This is a genomic window from Streptomyces sp. NPDC050743 (genome assembly GCF_044456925.1).
Taxonomy (GTDB): domain Bacteria; phylum Actinomycetota; class Actinomycetes; order Streptomycetales; family Streptomycetaceae; genus Streptomyces.
This window is the reverse complement of record NZ_JBITGJ010000020.1, coordinates 42,309-62,594: the sequence shown is the minus strand read 5'-3', so window position 1 is coordinate 62,594 and position 20,286 is coordinate 42,309. Positions and strand designations below refer to the sequence as shown.

The following is a 20,286-nucleotide window of genomic DNA, read 5'->3' as shown; positions in this document are numbered from 1 at the left end:
TCCGTATGAGGCCGGGGAGCTCCATGCCCGACCGGCGCACACACCACACAGGGGACGACCTTGGTACGCAACAGGCGCAGACGCCCGACCGGCGCACGACGCGCGACCCTCGCAGCGATGGCTCTGATGCTGGGCGGAGGCGGCCTCGTCGCGGCCAACGTCTACGCCTCGGCGACCGAGGGCTGGGGCGACGGATCCGGCACGAACGGAACCGGACAGGTCCTGTCCGCGGGCATGGCCACGATCGACTGCCCCGACGTCGGCAGCCGGCTGACCGCGGTACCGGAGGCGGCCCGCCCCGACGTGGACCGCGAACTCGCCCTGCTGGACCGGCGGACGGCCGAGGCCTACCACCGGCTCCAGGAGTCGGGGCAGACCGGCGGAGCGGACTCCGGCTCGGTCCAGGACACGATCGTGAACCCGCTCAAGGAGCAGCGGGCCGCGGCGATCGGCCGGATCGCCGACGCCATCGACCGGGCGGGGGATCGCCCCCAGGGCCTGGACGCCCTGGCCGCCTGCACCCTGCGCCCCGGCGGCGACGGCACGGGCGCCGGGGCCCAGTCCTCCGCCGGCGCCCAGTCCTCCGCCGGCCCGACCCAGAGCGTCCAGCCGGGCGGCGCGGGCCAGGGCGGCAACGGGCCCGTCGTCTCCGATTACGCGGACATCACCTCCGTACCGCCCGAGGCGGCGAACCCGCCGCAGCAGTCCGGCGCCTCGCGCGGCAGCTTCACCTCCGACTGCGGCGTCAACGCGAACGGTCTGCGCAACTCCGACAACGTCATCGTCGCCCCCGGCGTCTCCAACGGCGCCCACCACTTCCACGACTACGTCGGCAACCAGGGCAACAGCGCGTTCGCGAGCGACGACGACCTGGCGAAGGCCGGCACGAGTTGCGTGGACCAGGGTGACAGGTCCACCTACTACTGGCCGGTGCTGCGTCTGCAGAACGGCACGCAGGAGCGGGACGCCGGATCCCCGGGCGGCGGCACGGAGGGCAACGCGGGCCAGATCGTCACCCCCAAGCAGGTCACGCTGACGTTCGTGGGCAACCCGCGCGACAAGGTCACCGCCATGCCGCGGTTCCTGCGCATCATCACCGGTGACGCCAAGGCCTTCGTCAACGGCCCGGGCAACGCCAACGCGTCCTGGAGCTGCACCGGTTACGAGAACCGGCAGCTGAAGGACAAGTACCCGCTGTGCCCGCCGGGCAGCGACGTGGTGCGCACCTTCAAGTTCCAGAGCTGCTGGGACGGCCGCAACATCGACAGCGCCAACCACCGCACCCACGTGGCCTTCACCGCGCCCGACGGCTCGTGTCCGGCCGGCTTCCGCGCCATTCCGCAGCTGGTGCAGCGGATCGTCTACGACGTGAAGGCGCCGAGCCTGCAGGACGGCGGCCGTACGGTCCCGCTCTTCGCGGTCGACTCCTTCCCCGAGCAACTGCACAAGCCCGTCACCGACCACGGCGACTTCATCAATGTCTTCGACGAGGACCTGATGGGCCAGATGGTCGACTGCATCAACTCCGGCCGCACCTGCGGCCCGGACGGCGGCGACTCGGGTACGACGGCGTCGCCCACGGCGAGTTCCGGCTCCGGTACGACGGCCGCCCCGGGCTCCGGCACGACGCCGCAGCCCGGTGACACCGCCGCCCCCACCTCCGCGCCGGCTCCCTCCACCGCGCAGCCCAGCGAGGAGCCCAGGACCGACGCGACGACCACACCGGACCGCACGACCACACCGGACCGCCACACCACCGCGCCGGACGACGGCGGCGGCAGCACCAAGCAGGACCACACCACCAGGCAGGACCACACCACCAAGCAGGACCGGTCCACCCCGCCGGCACCGCCCACGCCCACGTCCGCGCCCACCCGGTCCGGGGCGGCCCAGCCCGAGCCCAGCCGGTCCGCGTCCGCCCCGGCCACCCCCGCCGGATACGTTCCGCCCGCCGCCGCGCAGCCCCAAGCACAGGGAACGCAGGGCGGACTCGCGGAGACCGGGGCGCACCTGTGGCCCGCGGCGCTCGGCACCCTGCTCGCCCTGTCGGGCCTGTTCATGCTGCTCAGGGCCAGGCGGCTCCGCTACTGACGGCGGCGCGCCCACCACGACAACCGGCCGTCCTCCGCGGGGCGGTCGCCTCCGCGGTCCCCTCCATGGCCGCATGGAGGGGACCGCCCCCTGAGCCGCGCATCGAGCGCTTCCGTCAACGACCGCTTGCGGGCAGCGACTTGTGGGAGCGCTCCCAAAGGCTCAGGATGACACCATGCCCGCTCTCCCACCCACCCCCGTCATCCGCCCCTATCACCCCGCCGACCGCCCCGCGGTGGCCGACGTCTGTGTCCGTACCGCGCTCAACGGCGGGGACTCCCGCGCCCGCTACCCCGATGAGCGCCTCATGCCCGCGCTCTTCGCCGAGCCGTACTGTCACTTCGACCCGGACCTCGCCTTCGTGCTGGACGACGGCTCGGGCCGGGCGGTGGGCTACATCGTCGGCACGGCGGACACCGAGCGCTTCGTCGAGGACTTCCGCCGGGCCTGGATTCCACAGCTGGCCGACCGCTACCCGGCCCCGGCAGCCACCGAGCCGCCCCGCACGCCCACCGAGGAGATGATCCGCCTCCTGCACCACCCGGAGCGCATGCTCGTGCCCGAACTCGCCGGTCACCCCGCCCATCTGCACATCGACCTGCTGCCTCCCTGGCAGGGGCGGGGTCACGGCCGCCGGCTGATGCACACCTTCCTGAACACCCTGCGCGGACAGGGCGTTCAGGCCGTCCACCTCGGCATGGTCACCGTCAACACCGCGGCCCGCGCCTTCTACGACCGCCTGGGCTTCCGGGAGATCCCGGTCGCGGACGTCGGCCCCCTCACCTATCTGGGCCGGTCCACGACCGTGGGCTGAGCGCTTCCGGGCGGTGGCGATCAGGTCGACTCGAGCGTCCGCTTGGCGAGTTCGTAGGCGGGCCGCATCGCCTCGTGCTCCTCGGTGTCCATGCCGCCGAGGTGCAGGACGACCGGGCCGTCGGGCGTGCCCACCGCGAGCGCGGTCTCGGTCTTCGTCTCGTCCAGAAGCTTGCTGGTGTACAGGTACTCGACCTCCACGCCGGTCAGGCCGCTGCCGGTCCTGAAGGAGTGGTACCTCTCCTTGCTGACGTCGTCCTCGGCGGCGACGAACTCCCGCAGCACGCTGGCCGCGTCGGCCTTCCCCGGCTTGCCGGTCCACACGCGCAGGAAGCCGATGTGGCCCGCAGGCTTGGCGTCGATCTCGCAGGCGGCGGTGACCGGTCCCTGCCGCAGGAAGGCGTCCGCGAGCGACCCGCCCAGGTCGCCGTCGGAGCCCTTCGACCCCTTCGACAGCACCACCTCGGCGTCGATCGCCTTGGCCTTCCAGTGCTTGGCGATGTCGAACCGGACGGGCAGTTCGCAGGCCGAACCGGCCGCGCCGATCGAACCGCCGCTCGCCGTCCCCGTCCCCTTGGCCCCTTCCCCCTTGGCGGCCGGGGACGCGCTCGAGGCGTTCTTCCCGTCACCGTCCGCCGACTTCGCGCACCCGCCGAGCACCGCCGCGAGCGCCACCGCCACGACCACCGCGCCCCGCCCGGGCCCCACCCTGACCTGCACTTCCCGCTCCCCTCCTGTTCAGGGGCGCAACTGTAGCCGAGGGCACCGACACCACCGAACGCGTTTCCGCGTGGTCGCGCCTCGGCCCGGGTCAGCCGGTGAGGAGCGGCTTGCCGTAGACGGTGGAGCCGCGCTGGACCGTCATGCCCAGGTGCTCGTACAGCGAGAGCGCACCGGTGTCGGAGTGCGTCCACAGGGTGCAGGCCGGCCTGCCGAGGCGGTGGAAGGTGCGGAACGCCTCGTGCAGCAGCGTGCGGGCGATGCCCCGGTCGCGGTGGTCGCGCCGTACCGCGACCCGCTCGACGTACCCCTCGTCGTGGCCCGGAACGTCCAGCGACAGCACGGCCCCGACCAGTTGGCCGCCGGCGAAGGCGAGCGGTGACGCCGCCGGCAGGAACGTGGTGCGTTCGACGCAGTGCCGCGCCCATTCCGCGTAGGTCTTCCGCCGTGGCTGCCACTCGTCGAACGCGTCCTCGGTGAGCTGGTACGCGGCCTGTTCGTCGCCGGCCCGGAACGGCCGGACGGTGATGCCCGCCGGCGGATCGGGCACCTCCGGTTCGCGTGGCAACGCGATCCGAAGCAGCCACTCGGTGACCAGCCGGGAGTACCCGCCGGCCCGCAGGAGCGCGCTCGCGGCGCCGTCGCTGTCGGGGACCGTCTGCGCGAGCCGGTCGCCGCCCGCGCTCCGGGCCCTGGCCTCGGTCCAGTCGAGCAGCGCACCGCCGAGGCCCCGGCCCTGGTGACCGGGGTGCACATGAACCCTGGCCCGCCGCTCCTTCACCCAGCCGTAGCCGGCCGGCGCGCCCGTGCCGTCGTGCACGAGGACCGTGTCGTCCTCCGGTCGCAGACCGGGCAGGGTGAGTTCGGCGGTGATCCGGTCGGCCCCGGTCACGGAGCGGCCGTGCAGCGCGTGTTCGTACGCGGCGACGAGGCGGTGGATCGCGTCGGCGTCGGCGGTGGTCGCCGGCCGCCACCGGTAGCCGGCCGGCAGCCGGTCCGGGCGGAAACCGGCCTTTGGCGCACCCGCTCTGGTCACGGCGGCCCCTCCCGTCCTCCTCGTGCACAGGCTCTACCCGGCGGCACCGGCCGCCACGCCCGCCGTTTGCGAGGCGCTGCGGGGGCACGGCAGGGTGCGGGGTGTGCCTACCTTGCTGATCGTCCATCACACCCCGTCGCCCAACTGCCAGGCGCTGTTCGAGGCCGTCGTCTCCGGCGCCACGACGCCGGAGATCGAGGGCGTCCGCGTGGTCCGCCGGGCCGCCCTGTCCGCGACCGCGGCCGACGTGCTGGAGGCCGACGGCTATCTGCTCGGCACACCGGCGAACCTCGGGTACATGTCCGGCGCGCTGAAGCATTTCTTCGACCAGATCTACTACCCCTGCCTGGACGAGACCCGGGGCCGGCCGTTCGGTTACTACGTCCACGGCGGCAACGACGTCACCGGCGCCGTCCGCGCCATCGAGGCCGTCACCACCGGCCTCGGCTGGCGCCGCGCGGCCGACGCGGTGACGGTCACCGGCGAACCCGGCAAGGCCGACACGGACGCGTGCTGGGAGCTCGGGGCCACGGTCGCGGCCGGGCTGATGCCCGGGTCGTGAGCGCGGGCGGCCCGCGGGCGGCCACTGGAGTGATCTTCGTGCGGTCACGCACGGTCACCGGCGTGGGCGGAAGCCCCCCGTGGACCGCTCCGTCCTCCTGCATATGCCGCGATCACACGGCAGCCGTACGCCCGCGCCGCCCAGGCCCGGTGGCCGACATGCGGTCGGCGGCTGTCCACTACCTGGACGGATCAAGGTGCGGGCCCGGTGTCCCTGGCCGACGATGGGACCAGGGTCGCGCCCTCCGGCGTGGCCGAACCCTGTCATGTGTCGTCGTACGTCGTCGAACGAGGGAGCGTCGGATGCGAGCGGACGGCCACGCACCCGGACGGCGCGCGCCGGGCGGCCAGGACGCCGGAGAGCTGCTGCGCCGGTGCGCACGGGACGTGATGGACGTCGCAGAGGGCGTCCGCGCGGTCTCCGCGCGCACCGGCGCCGCGTTGTCCGCGCCACCCCTGGCCGCCTCCGCGCGCCGCCGTCCGCGCACCGGCCTCGCCGCCCAGTGGGCGCTGCTGCGGGCCCTGACGAACAAGGAGGGCCTCGGCGGCCCGCCGACACGCGCGCCGAAGGGCATCGGCCAGGTGTTCGGCGCGGCCGGTGAGGTGCTGGGCCGGGAGAACCTGGCCGCGCGGGTCGCCGTCACCTCGCTGCGCCTGAGGATCGCCGCCGTGCTCGCCGACCACCCCGAGTTCGCACGCGACCCGGGCATGCGCCGGCTGATGGAGGCCGTCACCGCCGACCGCGACCTGGAGGCCGTACGGGCGCTGCGCGCGCTGTTCCGGGACCAGGGCGCCCAGCGGGTCCTGTCCGGGCTGGCCCCGCTGATGGGCGAACTGCTCGCCGTCCGCGCCCTGCTGGACGAGGACCCGCACAACGGCGAGACCGCCTGGGCGCCCCCGGTGGGACGCGAGCCGTCCGTCGATCAGCCGCAGGGGATCGACGCCTCGGGTCTCGCGCACACCGACGAGGAGCAGGGCGCGGCCGAGGCGGTCGACCTCACGGACCAGGAGAAGCAGTTCATCGCCATCGAGGGCTCCCTCCTCGGGTTTCTGCGCAACATCGAGGTGCTGTCCACCGACGGGCGGATCCTGGTGCAGAACGTGCGCGGTCCCGACGGTGTCGTCCGCTATGTCGTCCAGGCACCCGGCATGACGCCGGGCCGGCCGCGCAACCACTCCCCGCAGGACGTCGTCGGCGCCTGGCGGAACCTGTTCACGACCGACTCGCCCTACACCCGATCGGTCCTGCTCGCCCTGGCGCACTACGGCATCCCGCGCGGCGCCGAGCTCGCGCTGATCGGGCACGGCGAGGGCGGGCTCGCGCTGATGAACCTCGCCCAGGACGAGCAGTTCTGCCGCACCTACCGGGTCACGCACGTCGTCGCCGTCGGCTCTCCGATCGACACCATGAAGCCCGCCGACCCGCGTACCTGGGTCGCCGGCATCACCAACCAGCACGACATCGTGCCCGTCCCGGACGGCCGCAGGGCGGACTCCCTGTTCGACCCGCACCCGCACTGGTACCGGGTCGACTACACCGGGCCCACCCGCGAGTTCCCGCTGTGCCACATGCTCCGCGAGTACATCGAGCATCTGCGCACGGTGGTGCCCGAGGCCCGCGAGGACGTCGACGCGGCGCTCACGCCGTACCGCGGCCCGATCGTGCGCACCCAGGCCTACCAGCTCAAGGACCGCGCCCACCCGCCCGAGGGATACCCGTTCCTCACCCTGCCGACCACCTCGATCCCGACGACGGCGGGCCCGGTCGACGTGCCGGTGCGCTACTACGACTCCTCCGCCGCCCACCTCTGCTTCCCCGTCGCCGCCGACGCGGCGCGCGGCCTGCTGCCCGGCGCCACCTGGCTGACCCCGAGCAGGCTGGGCCGACGGGCCCTCGCCGTGCTTTCGCTCTACGAGCACCGCTGCTCCACGATCGGCCCGTACACCGAGATCGCCCTGTCGCTCGTGGTCGACGACCTGTGGCGGCCGCGCCCGTACGACGTCGCCGCGGACCTGCTGCGCCGCGTCGACCTGCGCCGCACCGGCCGTTACGTCCTCTCCCTCGCCGTCACCAGCGACGAGGCCCGCGTGGTCGCCCGGGAGATCTGGGGCCAGCCCGCGATGCGGACCACCGCCGAGGCGGACCTGACGGGCCGGCGGATCGACGTCCGGTCCCGGGACCTCGGGCTCACCGTCGAGGGCCGGCTCGGACCGGGCGTCCGCTGCCCGGAGTCCGACTGGATCCTCTACGGCCGCCGGGCCGCGAGCACCGTACGCACCCTGGTCCGGGCGCACGGCAGGCTGCGGCTGCACCGCGGCACCGGCGTGCGGCTGCGGCTGGACACCGCGGCGGCCGAACCCCTCGCCGGACAACTGCGCCGGCTCGGCATCCACCGGGCCCGGCCCCGGTTCGTCCTGAGCTGCCCCCAGTTCCTGCTCCACCGCAGCGCCGGCGCCCTCCTGCCGCGCTGAAGCCCCCCGCCCCAACCCCAGTCGAGTGGGAGCCGCCATGGTGACCGAGTCCCCCCGAGCGACCACGGCCTCGGCCGACGACCTCCTCGCCCACGCCGCCACCTTGCGGGCCGACGCCGACCTCATGGACGGCTACGCCCGTCGGCTCCTCGCCACCGCGGCCACCCTGAGCGGCTGCCCGGCGGCACCCGACTGGAGCCGTCCCACCCTGAAGCGGCAGGCCGCCGCCTGCACCACGGCGGCGAAGCAACTGCGCACCGCCGCCGAGGCGTTGGACACCCACGCGCGCACCGCGGACTGAGCCGTCCAGCTCGTACATCCGTGCCGAGTGCGACTTGCCAGAGTCGATCCGTTCCGGGCCGAATCCGTGTCTGTCACGTCGGCTCTCCGGGAGGGGTGGGGGGATCGGGCGATCGTCAGCGGCAGCGGGAGGCCGCCGCGCTGTCGTGGCGGTGCCAGACGGCCTCGACCACACGGCCGTCGGGCAGCGTGTGCCGGGGCGGCCCCTCGTCCGGTACGAAGCCGGCCCGGGACAGGGCCCGCCGGCTCGCGGTGTTCCCGGGCTCCGCACCCGCCCGGACCGTGCTCAGTCCCGCATGGGTGTGCGCGAGAGCCACGCCCGCGCGGAACAACTCCGCGCCCAGGCCCTGGCCACGGCAGGCCGGCGCCAGCCAGCCGCCCATCTCGCCCGTGCGGTGCTCCAGCTCGAGGGCGCCGGCATAGCCGAGGTCCGACCTGCGCACGCAGACGAGCAGCAGCGGATCGTCCGGGCCGGGTGCGTACGGCTGGGCCAGCTTCCGCGGCATCCGGCGGCCGTCCTCCCCGGCCGGCCGCCAGGCCAGCAGGGCCTTGCGGGTGCCGGGGTCGGGCAACACCTGGTCCGCCAGGGTGCCGAGCCAGCGCTGCGCCTCGGCATCGGCGCAGGCGGCGAGGGCCGCGGCCACGTCCAGCCGGGTCCGGGGCGTGAACAGCAGCAGCCGCTCGGTGGCCAGGACGTGCCGGCCGGCCTCGGGCCCGCACCGCCCGGGCAGGGGAAGGCCGGACGTGGCGGCCCGCCTCCCGCGGATCACCGACCAGACCACGCACACCCCCGACGGAACGGCCCAGCGCGACGGCCACGGAACCCGTACGGACCCGGGCCCCGAGGGATGCGGACGACCCGCACCGGCGGCGAATGTACCGGGGTTCGGGCGCGGGTGGGGTCTGGGCGGGGGTGGTTTTGGGACGGGGGAGTGAAGCGGGGGAGCGGCGGGGTGGCCGGGGTCAGCCGGCCTGCTCCTGGGAGCCCGGCTTGGGGCGGGTGGTGCGGGTCCAGGACGGGTCGGCGGACAGGGCGGGGGCCGGGGTGGGGGCGACGGGGTGCGTGGGCATGTGCATGTGCGTCCTTCGGACTGGTGGGGGATGGTCCGTGGTGGTCGAGTCGGGGCGCGGCGGGTGTGGTGTCAGTCGCGGTCGGACCGCAGCTCCGCCCAGACGACTTGGGCGGGCCGGCCGGTCAGCGGCGTCACGCCCCAGCCACGGCTCAGGGCGTCGACGAGCAGCAGCCCGCGCCCGTGCTGGTCGTCCGGTCCGGCACGGAGCGCCGTCGGCAGCGAGGGGCCGCCGTCCTGGTCCTCGACCTCGATCCGTATCCGGTCCGCCGTACCGTGCAGCCGGCAGGCGATCCGCTCACCGGCCGTGTGCACGAGCGCGTTCGTGACCAGCTCCGAGGTCACCAGGACCGCGTCGTCCCGGGTGCCGTCCGGCACTCCCCAGGCGGTCAGCAGGGCCCGTACGACACGCCGGGCCGTGCCGACGGCCGCCGGCTGCGCGGGCAGGTCGAACGCGGCGGCGGAGCGGGGAAGCGGGTCCCCGGAGGCGAGCCGGTCGGGGCCGAGGGGCCCAGGGAGTCGACCGAGGCGCCCGCCTCCGGGTGGTCTCGGAACACCGGCCGGGACCGGCGGCCGGTACGGGTGCATCAGGGTGTCCGGGGCGGGGTGCGGGCCCTCCTCGGTGTCGTCCGCGGCCGGGCGTGGGCGGTTCTCGGTGTCGTCCGAGGCACGGTGCGGTGCGTTCGCCGTGTCCGCGCACCGGCACGGTCCGTCCGCGGCGTGCGTCCACCCGTCTCGCCGTTGCGCGCTGTCCGGAGACGGGTGTGCCCGGTTCTCGCCCTCCGGGGCCGGGTGTGGGTGGTCCGCACCGTCCGGCGCCGCGTGCGGCTGGTCCGTGTCGTCCTCAGCCCGATCCGGCCGGTTCTCGCTGTCCGGAGCCCGGTCCGGCCGGCTCTCGCCGTCCGGCACCAGGGGTGCCCGGTCCACGTCGGTGGGGGACCGGTGCGGGTGCCGCACGGAGGCGGGGGCGCGGTCCGGGCTGTCCCCGGACCGGTTCTGGCGAGGTAAGGCCGGCAGCTGTGACGGGGCGGGAGACAGGGATGCTCGGGCAGGACTCCGGTTCTCGGATGGGTGGTGGAGCGGTCGGGGGAGGGAGGGCGGAGCCATCGCCGTGCGCCTTTCGTCCGGCCTCGCGTGGGGGGTCGCCGTGTCGGGCCGACCGCACGCAGCAGACGACACGCCTCCCACGAGGCCGTACCGCGGCCCGGTCTCCCCCAACCCGGCCACGCCGCCTGCTCCTTGGGTCGGCCGGAGCAGTGGATCCACTGTCGCACCCGCCAACAACGCTCTGCAACAGGCAAGTTGAAATTTGCAAGTCGTGAAGTGCATGCTGCTCCGGTCGGAACCTGATCGCATGGGCCCGGGAGAGCGACCGTGTGCGACGGTGTTCCCGTGACCTGGTGAGGGGGTGGGGCGTGACCGCGGAGACCGAGTGGGGCGGCGCCCCCTCCGTCCTGCGCATGATCCTCGGCCGCCAGTTGGAGGAGCTGCGGATCCGGGCCGGCCTCAGCTACGCCGAGGCGGGCGCCGCCATCGGCGTCAGCCACTCCACCATCCGCCGCATGGAGGCCGACAAGGTGGCCCGGCTGCGCCTCGCGGACGCCGAGAAACTGCTCCAGGTCTACGGCGTCGCCGACCGGGACGAGATCGACACCTTCCTGAAGTCCGTGCGGGAGGCCAACAAGCGCGGCTGGTGGCACACCTACCGCGATGTGATGCCCGACTGGTTCGCCGCGTATCTCAGCCTGGAACAGGCCGCGTTGCAGATCCGCGCGTACGAGAACCAGTTCGTGCACGGCCTGTTGCAGACCGAGGACTACGCCCGCGCCCTGCTCGGCGCCGAGAACCCGCACGTCTCCGCCGAGGCCACCGAGCGCCGGGTCGCGCTGCGCATGCGCCGCCAGGAGCTGCTGGCCCGCGAGTCGCCGCCGCGGGTGTGGGTGGTGATGGACGAGGCGGCGCTGCGCTGGCCGGTCGGCGGACCGGAGGTGATGCGGGCGCAGATCGACCACCTCGTCGAGGTCAACCGGCTGCCGCAGGTGACCCTGCAGCTGATGCCGTTCGCCAACGGCCCGCACCCGGCGATGCGGGCGGGCGCCTACCACCTCTTCCGGTTCCGGGCCCGCGAACTGCCCGACATCGTCTACCTCAACGGCCTGGTCGGGGCCGTCTACCTCGACAAGGCCGACGACGTCGTGGTGTACCGGGAGGCGCTGGACCGGCTCGGCGCCCAGGCCGCGCCCGCCAGGAAGACCGAGGCCCTGCTCGCCGCGATCCGCAGGGAGTTGTGACACCCCTCCGCATCCCCGTACGCGAGACCCCCACCCCCTCGACCGAATGGAGAACGGCGTTGTCCGACAACGGATGGCCGGCCGACCGGATCGACACCGAGAACGCCCACTCCGCCCGCATCTACGACTACATCCTCGGCGGCAAGGACTACTACCCCGCCGACAAGGAGGCCGGTGACGCCATGGCCCGGGAGTGGCCCGCGCTCCCGGTCCACATGCGCGCCAACCGCGACTGGATGAACCGCGCCGTGCGCTGGCTCGCCGAGGAGGCGGGCATGCGCCAGTTCCTGGACATCGGCACCGGCATCCCCACCTCGCCCAACCTGCACGAGATCGCCCAGGCCGTCGCGCCCGAGTCCCGGGTCGTCTACGTCGACAACGACCCGATCGTCCTCACCCTCTCCCAGGGCCTGCTGGCCAGCGCGCCCGAGGGCCGCACCTCGTACATCGAGGCCGACTTCCGCGACCCGGCGGCCATCCTGGACGCCCCGGAGCTGCGCGAGACCCTGGACCTGGACAAGCCCGTCGCGCTCACCGTCATCGCCATCGTCCACTTCATGCTCGACGAGGACGACGCCGTCGGTGTCGTACGTCGGCTGCTGGAGCCGCTGCCGTCCGGCAGCCATCTGGCGATGTCCATCGGCACCGCCGAGTTCGCGCCCGAGGAGGTGGGCCGGGTCGCCCGCGAGTACGCGGCCCGCAACATGCCGATGCGGCTGCGCACCCTCGACGAGGCCCAGGAGTTCTTCGAGGGCCTTCAGCTCGTCGAGCCGGGCATCGTCCAGGTCCACAAGTGGCATCCCGACGGAAGCGGAGAGCGCAACATCCGCGACGAGGACATCGCGATGTAGGGCGCGGTCGCCCGTAAGCCCTGACACACCGACGCCGGGCCCCGACAGACCAGGGGCCGGGATCCGCACCCACCTCCCGGACCCCGGCCCCGCCTCTTTGCATACGGCGCGTCGCGCCGCTCCCCGGCCGCTAGCGTGGGCCCATGTACGCCACCCGAGTCTCCCGGCACGTGCAGGCGCCCCCGCACGCCGTCTACCGGGCCCTGACCGATGCCGACGCCGTCGCGGCCTGGCGCGTACCGGCCGGCATGACCGCCCGCGTCCACACCTTCGACGTCCGGGAGGGCGGTACCTTCCGGGTCTCCCTGACCTACGACGACGCGTCCGCCACGGGCAAGTCGGGCGGTCACACGGACACCTACCACGGCCATTTCGCCAGACTCGTGCCCGACGCGCTGGTGGTGGAGGTGTTCGAGTTCGAGACCGACGACGACTCCGTCCACGGCACGATGACCATGACGACCACGCTCACTGCGGCCGACGGCGGCACGGACGTGCAGATCCTGCACGAGGGCATCCCCGACGAGATCCCCCGCGAGGACAACGAACTCGGCACCCGCATGGCCCTCGACAACCTCGCCCGGCTCGTCGAGGGACCGTACGCCCGCCGGCCGTCCGAGGCGGAATGACCGAAAGGGCGCGGAAAAGCGACCGGAATTCGGCACAACCATCCGGCTGCCTCATGTTCCGGGAACGGAGTGGGAAAAAGCCGAGAGAAAGCGGAACCGGTGCGAGGGAAATGAGGTCTTAAGGTCCGTCGACGGCCGGGATCAGCCCGGTCGTAACGAAACCGGGGGAATGAGACCTATGTCCGTCCGCAGCCGCAAGACCCTGATCACCGCCGTCGCCCTCACCGGCGGCCTCACCCTGGCCGCCGTGACGCCCGCCCTCGCGGGCGCCGGCGCGAGCCGCACCACCCGTGCCGCCGCCGTGTCCTCCGCCCAGGGCGACCCGCGCAACGTCACCCAGCACGTGGCGGACTTCTACGGCGCCTACATCGACGCCGTCTGGTCCATCGACGACAAGTCCGCCGGTGACGCCGCCAAGGCGCTGCGGGCCTTCTACCTCTCCGCCGCCGCGCAGAAGAAGGTCGCCGCCTTCGAGAAGAAGGAGCACGCCGACGGCATCCTCTTCGCGCAGAACGTGCCGGTGAAGTGGAAGGTGACCTACACCGGTTCCGGCGCCGGCCACGCCACCAGCCGGGTCACGCTCACCTGGAGCGACGGGCCGCACGCCGAGGTCAGCAAGATCGACGTCCAGTCCGACCTGAAGACCCTGAAGATCACCGACCTCAAGTCGGTCCGCTGACCGGGGGGCGTGCGGTCCCGCCCCGCCCCCACTCGGGGCGGGGCTCACGCCTGCTCACCGGGTCCCGGGCGGGCCGGTCGGCGAACTGGGCACTGGTTCACCCTCACCCGCGTGGAGGCGGCAAGGCAGGTACGGGCCGGGACTTCTGCTGAGCGTGCGCGGGTTTCGGGCGGGTGCGGCCTTCACCCGTCCATGGCCTTCCGGCAGGTGGCCGGCCGCCCTCACGGCTGCCGGAGACTGTTCGTGCCGGTGGCCCGGCCGTGGTGGCGGCGCCGGTCGACCGTCGTGCGGTGCAGCGCGATCAGCGCGGCGTCGTCGTCCAGCCGGCCCCCGGCATGGGTGAGCAGGTCGCGCCGCACATGGTGCATCAGCGCCTCGGGGGCGTCGTCCGTCCAGAGCGCGGCCCGCTCGGTGAGCGGATAGAACCGGCCGCGGGCGTCCCGCGCCTCCACCACGCCGTCGGTGTACAGGAGCAGGGTGTCACCGGGCTCGAAGGAGAACACGTCCAGCGTGTGTTCGCAGTTGCCGTGCACCCCGAGCGGCGGGGACGGGTGCAGGCTCGGGACCGTGACGGCGTGGCCGGGGCTCAGCAGCAGCGGAGGCGGATGCCCGCAACTGGTCATCCGGGTCACCGGATCCCGGTCCGGGATCTCCACCAGCAGCGCGGTGGCGAACCGCTCGCCCGCCTCCTCCGGCGGGTCCAGATCCGCCGCGTACCGGGTGACGCTCTGCTCCAGCAGGATGGCCAGTTCCTCCAGCGGGATGTGCCGGTGGGCGCTCTCCCGGAAGGCGCCCAGCAGCAGCGCGGCCTCACCGATCGCGGACAGCCCCTTGCCGCGCACGTCACCGATCAGCACGCGCACCGCGCCGTCGCACCGGGTCGCCGCGTACAGGTCGCCGCCGATCTGCGCCTCGTCCTCCGCCGCCAGGTACAGCGAGGCGATCCGCAGCGGGCCGATCTGCTCGGGCAGCGGCCACATCAGCACGTGCTGCGCGGCCTCGGCGACCGTGCGGACCTGGGCCAGCTGGGCCTGCCGGCGCTCCCGCAGGGCGCTGTACAGCACCAGCGTCCCCGTCAGCACCGCGAGGGTGATGATCTGCACGATGTGGTTCGACGTGCCGATGCCGCCGTGGGTGAAGCCGATGAGGGTCTGCGCGGCCAGTGCCAGCGCTCCGACGGCGGCCGTGGTCCGTGGCCCGGCGAAGGAAGGGGTGATCGCGGGGGCGATCACCAGGGCCGGGCCCAGGTGGATGTTGGTGGGGGCCTGCATGTCCACCACAGTGATCACCACGATGAGCGTGATCGGGAGCAGCAGCAGAGCGTGCACCGACTGCCACGGCTGCCGTGAACCCGCTCTGGGCCAAGGCGTCATCTTTCCAGCGTGCTCCCGGGCCGGACACGACGCACGCCAGTGCGGCCGCGGGCCGAGCACGCGGCGTCCGGTGAGTCGGTGAGACGGTACGCAGCACGGGCCGCGGCATGCTGATCATGTGGGCACCGCGGTCCCGCCGCTCGCCGCGGTGAGATCCTTACCGCCTGTTCCCGCTGGTCGCGGACGACCGAGCCGCCAGGAACCACCCGACCGTGCGCCGTGTCGGTGCGATCGCGCCGGGTACCCGTACGGCCCCCGGGTCCGGACCGGCCGCCCGGGGCCCCGGGCCGCGAACGGAGCCGCCATGACACACAACGGGGAGGACACCGCTCCCCTCCGGCGACCGGAGGTCACCGAGCTGCGCCTCGCCGCGGGCGGACCGGACCAGCCCACCGGGACCGGGTCGGGACAGCCGGACCTGCCGCAGGACCGCAGCCAGGCGATCCTGGAGGCCACCAAGCAGATCGGCGCCCTGCTCAAACGCGCCGGCCACCGCTTCGCACTCGCCGGCAGCGTGGCCGTCTACGCCCACGGCGGCAGCCGCTACCTCCAGCACGACGCCGACTTCTGCGTGCTGCGGGACGAGGCCACGGCGGTCGCCGGCACCCTGCGCGAGGCCGGCCTGCCGATCCGGACCCCGCCCGAGGACTGGCTGCTGAAGACCACCTGCCGCGGGCAGAACATCGACATCATCTTCGCCCTCGCGCACCAGCCCGTCACCGAGGAGATGCTCGACCGCGCCCATGTCCTGCCGGTCGACTCGGTGATGATGCCCGTGCTCTCCCCGACCGACCTGATGCACAGCCTGATCAGCGCCTTCTCGGAGCACTACTGCGATTTCGGGGCCGTACTGCCGGTGGCCCGCGCCGTCCGCGAGAAGGTCGACTGGGAGGAGCTGCGGACGGCCTGCGGCGACCAGCCCATGCCCGCCGCCTTCCTCTTCCTCCTCGAACGGCTGAACGTGATCGACCCCCAGGAGGGGAAGCCATGACCGACACGAGCCCGCCGCCCCCGCAGGCGGCCGGCAACCTGGACTACCGCGTCGCCCACCTCGCCGAGCGCCTGGCCACCGGTGACCTCGGGGAACTCGGCGTACGGCTGGAGCTGCGCGGCGACGCCATCCTGCTGACCGGCACCGTGCCGTCCAGCCAGTGCCGGGACGATATCTGCCACATGGCACGCGAAGAACTGGCGGGGCACCCCGTCCACTGCGACATCCTCGTCGCCGGGACCTCCTCGCCCGACCACGGAGAGGATCTGACATGATCCGCGTCGCGGCCGTCGGGGACATCCACATGAGCCCCGAGAGCCAGGGCACGCTGCGCTCGTCCTTCGAGACGCTGCGCGAGTGTGCCGACGTCCTGCTGCTCGCCGGCGACCTCACCCGGCACGGCACGACCGAGGAGGCCGCGGTCGTCGCACGGGAGATCAAGGATCTCGGGGTGCCGGTCGTCGCCGTGCTGGGCAACCACGACCACCACGACGAACGGCCCGAGGAGGTCACCGCGATCCTGCGGGACGCCGGGGCCCACGTCCTGGAGGGAGAGGCCGCCGTGGTGGGCACCGGCGAGACCCGGATCGGGGTCGCCGGGACCAAGGGCTTCGGTGGCGGATTCGTCGGACGCTGTGCCGGGGAGTTCGGCGAACCCCTCATGAAGGAGTTCGTCCGCTACAGCCGCCGGTGCGCCGACGGTCTGCACGCCGCCCTGAAGGACCTGGCCGACCGGAACTGTGACGTCCGGATCGCCCTGACCCACTTCTCGCCCGTTCCGGACACCCTCGCCGGGGAGCCGCAGGAGATCTATCCGTTCCTCGGCAGCTATCTCCTCGCGGAGGCGATCGACACCGCCGGCGCCGACCTCGCCGTGCACGGGCACGCCCACGCCGGCACCGAGCACGGCATGACCAGCGGCGGCGTCCGCGTACGGAACGTGGCCCAGCCGGTCATCGGGCAGGCCTTCCACGTGTACAACCTGGCGGGCGGCGAGGAGCACGAGCAGGGGTGAGCCGGCGGGACGGTCGGGCAGCTGGACCGTGCGCCTGCCGGTCGGTCGGGGGCCCACGCAGCGCCCATACCTGCGGGTCAGGCGGCGATACCGGGCGTCTCCAGGCGGGGCAGGGGGCGATACCGAGTGCGCGCCACCCGACCGGTCAAGTGGCCGTACCGGGCGCCTCCGGGCCGGTCAGGCGCACGTACCCAGCGCCTCGCGGGCGGTCATGTCGCCGTCCTTCGCGGCCACGGTCACCGGCATCAGGCCACCGCGTCGCTGGACCAGTAGGCCCGCGCCGATCGATGCGGCGATGAGGAGACCACCGGCGACCAGGGCGCCGCGCGCACCGGCCCACTCCATGAGGAGGCCCAGCAGGGGCGGCCCGCCGAGGCTCCACACCGTGCCGATGCTGCTCCACACCCCGAGCACGCGGCCGCGCAGATGGGCCGGCGGGTCGGTCTGCAGGACGGCCGTCCCCGCGGTGTCGGAGACGGACTCCACCACGGCCATGGGCAGCACCAGCACCATCAGCACGGCAAGCGAGGGCGACAGGCCCGCGACGACCTGGAGGAGGGCGCCCGCCGCCGCGAGCAGACCCACGGTCCGTACGGAGGGCTTGCGCAGCCGGGCGCCGAGGATCGCGCCGATGATGCCGCCGACCGCCAGCACCGTGGAGACGGTGCCGAACGACCCGGCGCCGCCCGCCAGCGGACCGGTGACCAGGACGGCGAGGGTCAGGCCGTAGTTGCGGCCGAAGACCGAGCTGATCCCGGTGATCCCGGCGAGGGCCATCAGACGGGGCCGGCGCACGAAGAACCGCAGGCCTTCGCGCACGCTCATCTCCGCCTGAGCCGGGGCGGGGGCGGGGGCGGTCCGCGTCTGTGCCGCCGGCTCCGCCACCGCCCCGTGAACGGGCCGAAGGAAGGGCACGACCGAGGCGACGAACAGGAAGGACAGCCCGTTGGCGGCGTAGGCGGCACCCGTGCCGAGGAAACCGACGGTCACACCGGCGAGCGCGGTGCCCGCCAGCCGGCCCGCGCTGTGCACGAGGGCGCCCACACCGATCGCCGACGGCACGTCCTCCCTGGGCACGAGGTCGTTGCCGAGCAGCGCACACGCCGGTCCGTCGACGGTGGCGATGATGCCGGTCACGGCGGCCAGCACCAGCAGCGCCGGCATGTTGATCCGGTCCAGCGCCACCAGCAGCGCCGTGGTGAACGCGACCGCGCCGAGCAGCGCCTGGCTCACCGCGACCGTCAGCTTCCGGGGCCAGCGGTCCACGGCCGCGCCGCCCAGCAGGCTCACGAACAGCGCCGGAGCCGCCTGCACCGAGATCGACAGGCCGGTCGCCGCGGCGGAACCGGTGATGTGCAGCACGAGCAGGTTCTGCACCGTGAGCTGCATCCAGGTACCGGCGTTCGAGACGAAGTTCGCGGCCGACCACCAGCGCATGCCGCGGTGTCGCAGGGACCGCCAGGGGGAGCGCGAGACAGACGCGGAATCGGGCACGGATGTGGGCAGGGCAGGGGCAGCAGACACAGGCGGTACTCGACAACCAAGGGAGTCGGGGAGAGACCGGCGGATCCCGTCGGGCCGGCTGCACTGCACGGCCGGGCCGCCCGGTCAGGGCGTGGCCCAATCGTGGCAGACGGGAGTGCACGGTGGTCGGCGTGGCGTCTTTCGGGCGGGCGGCGAGAGGCCCAAAGGCCGGTGGCGGCAGGGCACTTGAGGCGCGCGTGTGCTTCCTCACAGGCTCCTGGTTTCCCGGTCCCGGGTCCTGGCTACGCGGTCGGTGCCAGACCGTGTCGTCCCGCCGAAGGAGGCATTCCATGCGTGACGAACACCACGGACGTACGGCGGCTCCGGCGCCTCGGTCACGCTCCGGAGCGCTCGGTCACCGCTTCCCGCGCACCGGCACCGAACCGGCCACCGCACGCAGCGCACTTCGGCTGCGGCAGCTGCTGTCCGCCATCTTCCTGCCGCTGTTCGCCGCGGCGACGGCCGGCTTCGCCGTCTGGGCGGCGCGCTCGGGCCCCGGCGACAGCCCGGGCAGCGGCCCGCTGACCACCCTCGCGGTGGTGTGCGGCGTTCTCGCGCTGGCCGCGGCGCTTGATCTCGCGGTGGTGAGGGGGCGGAGGCACCGGGAGCGGGATACCGACACGGACACGGCAGAGCCCGGCCCCCACCGGTGAGCCGGGCCCCGCCGATCGCGTCCGCTCGGCAGACCCGCCGGCACTGAGCCTGCCGGTGCCCTGTCAGTACACCCGCGTCAGCAACTCCAGCACCTCCGCCTCCTCCGGCAGCCGAGGCGCGTTCTTCGTCACCGCGTCCGCGACCGCGCCCGCCGCTATCGCCGGGAGCAGGGCGCGGTCGGCGCCCAGCTCGCGCAGGGGGCGCTTGATGTCCAGCGCCCCGGACAGCTCCCGTACCGCCGTGACCGCTGCCCGCGCCCAGTCGCCGTCGGCGGCGGCCGGCACGCGCATCGCCCGGGCCGCCTGCTCGTTCGCCTCCCGTGCCGTCGGCGCGCTGAACTCCATGACCTCCTCCAGGACGGCGGCGAGCGCGACGCCGTGCGGGGTGCCGGTGTGGGCGGTGAGCGCATGGCCGATGCCGTTGACCAGGCCGAGCCCGGACAGGGTCAGGGCCTGGCCGGCGAGATGGGCGCCCATCATCAGCTCGGCGCGTGCGTCGAGATCCGACCCGTCCCGGCGGGCGGCCGGCAGCGCACGGCTGATCATGCCGACCGCCTGGGTGGCGAAGGCCACGGAGAAGGCGTTCGCGCCGCGCGAGGCCAGCGACTCGATGCCGTGCACGAGCGCGTCCACACCGGTCGCGGCCGTCGCCGCCGGCGGCAGGCCGAGCGTCAGCTCCGGGTCGAGCAGGGCGATGCGGGGCTTGACGGAGGGGTGGCCGATGTACACCTTGCGGCAGGCCGCCGTGTCCTCGATCACGCCGAAACCGTTGGTCTCCGCGCCGGTGCCGGCGGTCGTCGGCACCGCGATCAGGGGCAGTCCATCGGCCGCCTCCCAGAGGTGGTCGGCGTCGGCGGCGACCGCGTCGGGATTGCCCACCAGCAGGGATATGCCCTTCGCGGCGTCCAGCACCGATCCGCCGCCGAGCGCGACGACCGTCGCCGGGCCGAAGGCACGGGCCCGGACGGCGCCCGCGTCGACGTTCCCGGTGGACGGGTTGGGCGCCACCTCGGCGTACACGGTGTGCCGCACGCCCGCCGCGTCCAGGATCTTCACAACGCACTCGGCGACACCGGCCACGCGCAGCCCCCGGTCGGTGACGACGAAGGCGCGGTGGTGACCGGTGTCCGCGATCAGTCGTGCTGTTCGTGGGCGCCGCAGTCCTCGCCGTCGGCGCTCTGGTCTCCCAGTTCCTGGCACCGGAGACGACGGACCTG

The 20,286-nt window shown here is 73.7% G+C and carries 20 protein-coding genes; 13 read left to right on the top strand and 7 right to left on the bottom strand.

Annotated features, from left to right (window positions below; translation table 11 throughout):
- Nucleotides 1-126: 126 nt before the first annotated feature.
- Nucleotides 127-2,091, top strand: a complete 1,965-nt coding sequence (locus tag ACIBJF_RS20900) for a DUF1996 domain-containing protein (RefSeq protein ID WP_399175639.1) — start codon at nucleotides 127-129, stop codon at nucleotides 2,089-2,091.
- Nucleotides 2,092-2,266: 175 nt separating this feature from the next.
- Nucleotides 2,267-2,905: a GNAT family N-acetyltransferase gene (locus tag ACIBJF_RS20895; RefSeq protein ID WP_399175532.1), complete on the top strand. Its 639-nt coding sequence runs from the start codon at nucleotides 2,267-2,269 to the stop codon at nucleotides 2,903-2,905.
- Nucleotides 2,906-2,925: 20 nt separating this feature from the next.
- Here ACIBJF_RS20895 and ACIBJF_RS20890 read toward each other — a convergent pair whose 3' ends face one another.
- On the bottom strand, nucleotides 2,926-3,624 hold the full coding sequence (locus ACIBJF_RS20890; RefSeq protein ID WP_399175530.1) for a lipoprotein: 699 nt from the start codon (nucleotides 3,622-3,624) through the stop codon (nucleotides 2,926-2,928).
- Nucleotides 3,625-3,715: 91 nt separating this feature from the next.
- The gene (locus ACIBJF_RS20885) at nucleotides 3,716-4,660 is read right to left on the bottom strand and encodes a GNAT family N-acetyltransferase (RefSeq protein ID WP_399175528.1); all 945 of its coding nucleotides are present in this window, start codon (nucleotides 4,658-4,660) and stop codon (nucleotides 3,716-3,718) included.
- Nucleotides 4,661-4,763: 103 nt separating this feature from the next.
- On the opposite strand from ACIBJF_RS20885, the gene ACIBJF_RS20880 reads away from it, so the two are divergent.
- The 3 genes from ACIBJF_RS20880 (at nucleotide 4,764) to ACIBJF_RS20870 (ending at nucleotide 7,994) form a co-directional block, all read left to right on the top strand.
- On the top strand, nucleotides 4,764-5,222 hold the full coding sequence (locus tag ACIBJF_RS20880; RefSeq protein WP_399175527.1) for a flavodoxin family protein: 459 nt from the start codon (nucleotides 4,764-4,766) through the stop codon (nucleotides 5,220-5,222).
- 302 nt (nucleotides 5,223-5,524) lie between these two features.
- Complete coding sequence (locus ACIBJF_RS20875) at nucleotides 5,525-7,693, top strand: acetoacetate decarboxylase family protein (protein WP_399175525.1); 2,169 nt, start codon at nucleotides 5,525-5,527, stop codon at nucleotides 7,691-7,693.
- A gap of 37 nt (nucleotides 7,694-7,730) precedes the next feature.
- A complete protein-coding gene (locus ACIBJF_RS20870) occupies nucleotides 7,731-7,994 on the top strand; it encodes a hypothetical protein (protein ID WP_399175523.1) in 264 nt (87 codons plus the stop codon).
- A gap of 115 nt (nucleotides 7,995-8,109) precedes the next feature.
- Here ACIBJF_RS20870 and ACIBJF_RS20865 read toward each other — a convergent pair whose 3' ends face one another.
- Nucleotides 8,110-8,763, bottom strand: coding sequence for a GNAT family N-acetyltransferase (locus ACIBJF_RS20865; RefSeq protein ID WP_399175521.1), 654 nt, complete (start codon nucleotides 8,761-8,763; stop codon nucleotides 8,110-8,112).
- Nucleotides 8,764-9,135: 372 nt separating this feature from the next.
- Nucleotides 9,136-9,990: an ATP-binding protein gene (locus ACIBJF_RS20860; RefSeq protein WP_399175519.1), complete on the bottom strand. Its 855-nt coding sequence runs from the start codon at nucleotides 9,988-9,990 to the stop codon at nucleotides 9,136-9,138.
- Between the two features lie 488 nt (nucleotides 9,991-10,478).
- On the opposite strand from ACIBJF_RS20860, the gene ACIBJF_RS20855 reads away from it, so the two are divergent.
- The 4 genes from ACIBJF_RS20855 (at nucleotide 10,479) to ACIBJF_RS20840 (ending at nucleotide 13,513) form a co-directional block, all read left to right on the top strand.
- On the top strand, nucleotides 10,479-11,354 hold the full coding sequence (locus tag ACIBJF_RS20855; RefSeq protein ID WP_399175517.1) for a helix-turn-helix domain-containing protein: 876 nt from the start codon (nucleotides 10,479-10,481) through the stop codon (nucleotides 11,352-11,354).
- Between the two features lie 59 nt (nucleotides 11,355-11,413).
- Entirely contained in the window at nucleotides 11,414-12,205 is a 792-nt protein-coding gene (locus ACIBJF_RS20850; protein WP_399175515.1) for an SAM-dependent methyltransferase, read from the top strand.
- A gap of 143 nt (nucleotides 12,206-12,348) precedes the next feature.
- On the top strand, nucleotides 12,349-12,834 hold the full coding sequence (locus tag ACIBJF_RS20845) for an SRPBCC domain-containing protein (protein ID WP_399175514.1): 486 nt from the start codon (nucleotides 12,349-12,351) through the stop codon (nucleotides 12,832-12,834).
- A 178-nt stretch (nucleotides 12,835-13,012) separates the two neighbouring features.
- Nucleotides 13,013-13,513, top strand: coding sequence for a hypothetical protein (locus tag ACIBJF_RS20840; RefSeq protein WP_365331157.1), 501 nt, complete (start codon nucleotides 13,013-13,015; stop codon nucleotides 13,511-13,513).
- A 221-nt stretch (nucleotides 13,514-13,734) separates the two neighbouring features.
- Here ACIBJF_RS20840 and ACIBJF_RS20835 read toward each other — a convergent pair whose 3' ends face one another.
- Nucleotides 13,735-14,886 carry a PP2C family protein-serine/threonine phosphatase gene (locus tag ACIBJF_RS20835; protein ID WP_399175512.1) on the bottom strand — a complete coding sequence of 384 codons (1,152 nt, stop codon included), beginning with the start codon at nucleotides 14,884-14,886 and terminating at the stop codon, nucleotides 13,735-13,737.
- A 304-nt stretch (nucleotides 14,887-15,190) separates the two neighbouring features.
- On the opposite strand from ACIBJF_RS20835, the gene ACIBJF_RS20830 reads away from it, so the two are divergent.
- From ACIBJF_RS20830 to ACIBJF_RS20820, 3 genes are read left to right on the top strand one after another with little or no spacing between them, the layout of a single operon-like run.
- Nucleotides 15,191-15,877, top strand: coding sequence for a hypothetical protein (locus tag ACIBJF_RS20830; RefSeq protein ID WP_399175510.1), 687 nt, complete (start codon nucleotides 15,191-15,193; stop codon nucleotides 15,875-15,877).
- Complete coding sequence (locus ACIBJF_RS20825) at nucleotides 15,874-16,152, top strand: hypothetical protein (RefSeq protein WP_399175508.1); 279 nt, start codon at nucleotides 15,874-15,876, stop codon at nucleotides 16,150-16,152. Before ACIBJF_RS20830 ends, ACIBJF_RS20825 begins: the two co-directional genes overlap by 4 nt.
- The gene (locus ACIBJF_RS20820) at nucleotides 16,149-16,892 is read left to right on the top strand and encodes a metallophosphoesterase (RefSeq protein WP_399175506.1); all 744 of its coding nucleotides are present in this window, start codon (nucleotides 16,149-16,151) and stop codon (nucleotides 16,890-16,892) included. The genes ACIBJF_RS20825 and ACIBJF_RS20820 overlap by 4 nt, the downstream gene beginning before the upstream one ends.
- Before the next feature lie 177 nt (nucleotides 16,893-17,069).
- Here the strand turns inward: ACIBJF_RS20820 and ACIBJF_RS20815 are convergent, their stop codons facing one another.
- The gene (locus tag ACIBJF_RS20815) at nucleotides 17,070-18,329 is read right to left on the bottom strand and encodes an MFS transporter (protein ID WP_399175504.1); all 1,260 of its coding nucleotides are present in this window, start codon (nucleotides 18,327-18,329) and stop codon (nucleotides 17,070-17,072) included.
- A 377-nt stretch (nucleotides 18,330-18,706) separates the two neighbouring features.
- On the opposite strand from ACIBJF_RS20815, the gene ACIBJF_RS20810 reads away from it, so the two are divergent.
- The gene (locus ACIBJF_RS20810) at nucleotides 18,707-19,069 is read left to right on the top strand and encodes a DUF6343 family protein (RefSeq protein ID WP_399175502.1); all 363 of its coding nucleotides are present in this window, start codon (nucleotides 18,707-18,709) and stop codon (nucleotides 19,067-19,069) included.
- 63 nt (nucleotides 19,070-19,132) lie between these two features.
- Here the strand turns inward: ACIBJF_RS20810 and ACIBJF_RS20805 are convergent, their stop codons facing one another.
- Nucleotides 19,133-20,269, bottom strand: a complete 1,137-nt coding sequence (locus ACIBJF_RS20805; protein ID WP_399175500.1) for an iron-containing alcohol dehydrogenase family protein — start codon at nucleotides 20,267-20,269, stop codon at nucleotides 19,133-19,135.
- Between the last annotated feature and the right edge of the window lie 17 nt (nucleotides 20,270-20,286).

What these genes read in the sequence shown, in the direction of transcription:
- ACIBJF_RS20870 (WP_399175523.1), top strand. Translation starts at nt 7,731, where the DNA reads ATGGTGACCGAGTCCCCCCGAGCGACCACGGCCTCGGCCGACGACCTC.
- ACIBJF_RS20810 (WP_399175502.1), top strand. Translation starts at nt 18,707, where the DNA reads ATGCGTGACGAACACCACGGACGTACGGCGGCTCCGGCGCCTCGGTCA.
- ACIBJF_RS20840 (WP_365331157.1), top strand. Translation starts at nt 13,013, where the DNA reads ATGTCCGTCCGCAGCCGCAAGACCCTGATCACCGCCGTCGCCCTCACC.
- ACIBJF_RS20895 (WP_399175532.1), top strand. Translation starts at nt 2,267, where the DNA reads ATGCCCGCTCTCCCACCCACCCCCGTCATCCGCCCCTATCACCCCGCC.
- ACIBJF_RS20835 (WP_399175512.1), bottom strand. Translation starts at nt 14,886, where the DNA reads ATGACGCCTTGGCCCAGAGCGGGTTCACGGCAGCCGTGGCAGTCGGTG.
- ACIBJF_RS20815 (WP_399175504.1), bottom strand. Translation starts at nt 18,329, where the DNA reads ATGCGCTGGTGGTCGGCCGCGAACTTCGTCTCGAACGCCGGTACCTGG.
- ACIBJF_RS20845 (WP_399175514.1), top strand. Translation starts at nt 12,349, where the DNA reads ATGTACGCCACCCGAGTCTCCCGGCACGTGCAGGCGCCCCCGCACGCC.
- ACIBJF_RS20900 (WP_399175639.1), top strand. Translation starts at nt 127, where the DNA reads ATGCTGGGCGGAGGCGGCCTCGTCGCGGCCAACGTCTACGCCTCGGCG.
- ACIBJF_RS20825 (WP_399175508.1), top strand. Translation starts at nt 15,874, where the DNA reads ATGACCGACACGAGCCCGCCGCCCCCGCAGGCGGCCGGCAACCTGGAC.
- ACIBJF_RS20820 (WP_399175506.1), top strand. Translation starts at nt 16,149, where the DNA reads ATGATCCGCGTCGCGGCCGTCGGGGACATCCACATGAGCCCCGAGAGC.
- ACIBJF_RS20875 (WP_399175525.1), top strand. Translation starts at nt 5,525, where the DNA reads ATGCGAGCGGACGGCCACGCACCCGGACGGCGCGCGCCGGGCGGCCAG.
- ACIBJF_RS20830 (WP_399175510.1), top strand. Translation starts at nt 15,191, where the DNA reads ATGACACACAACGGGGAGGACACCGCTCCCCTCCGGCGACCGGAGGTC.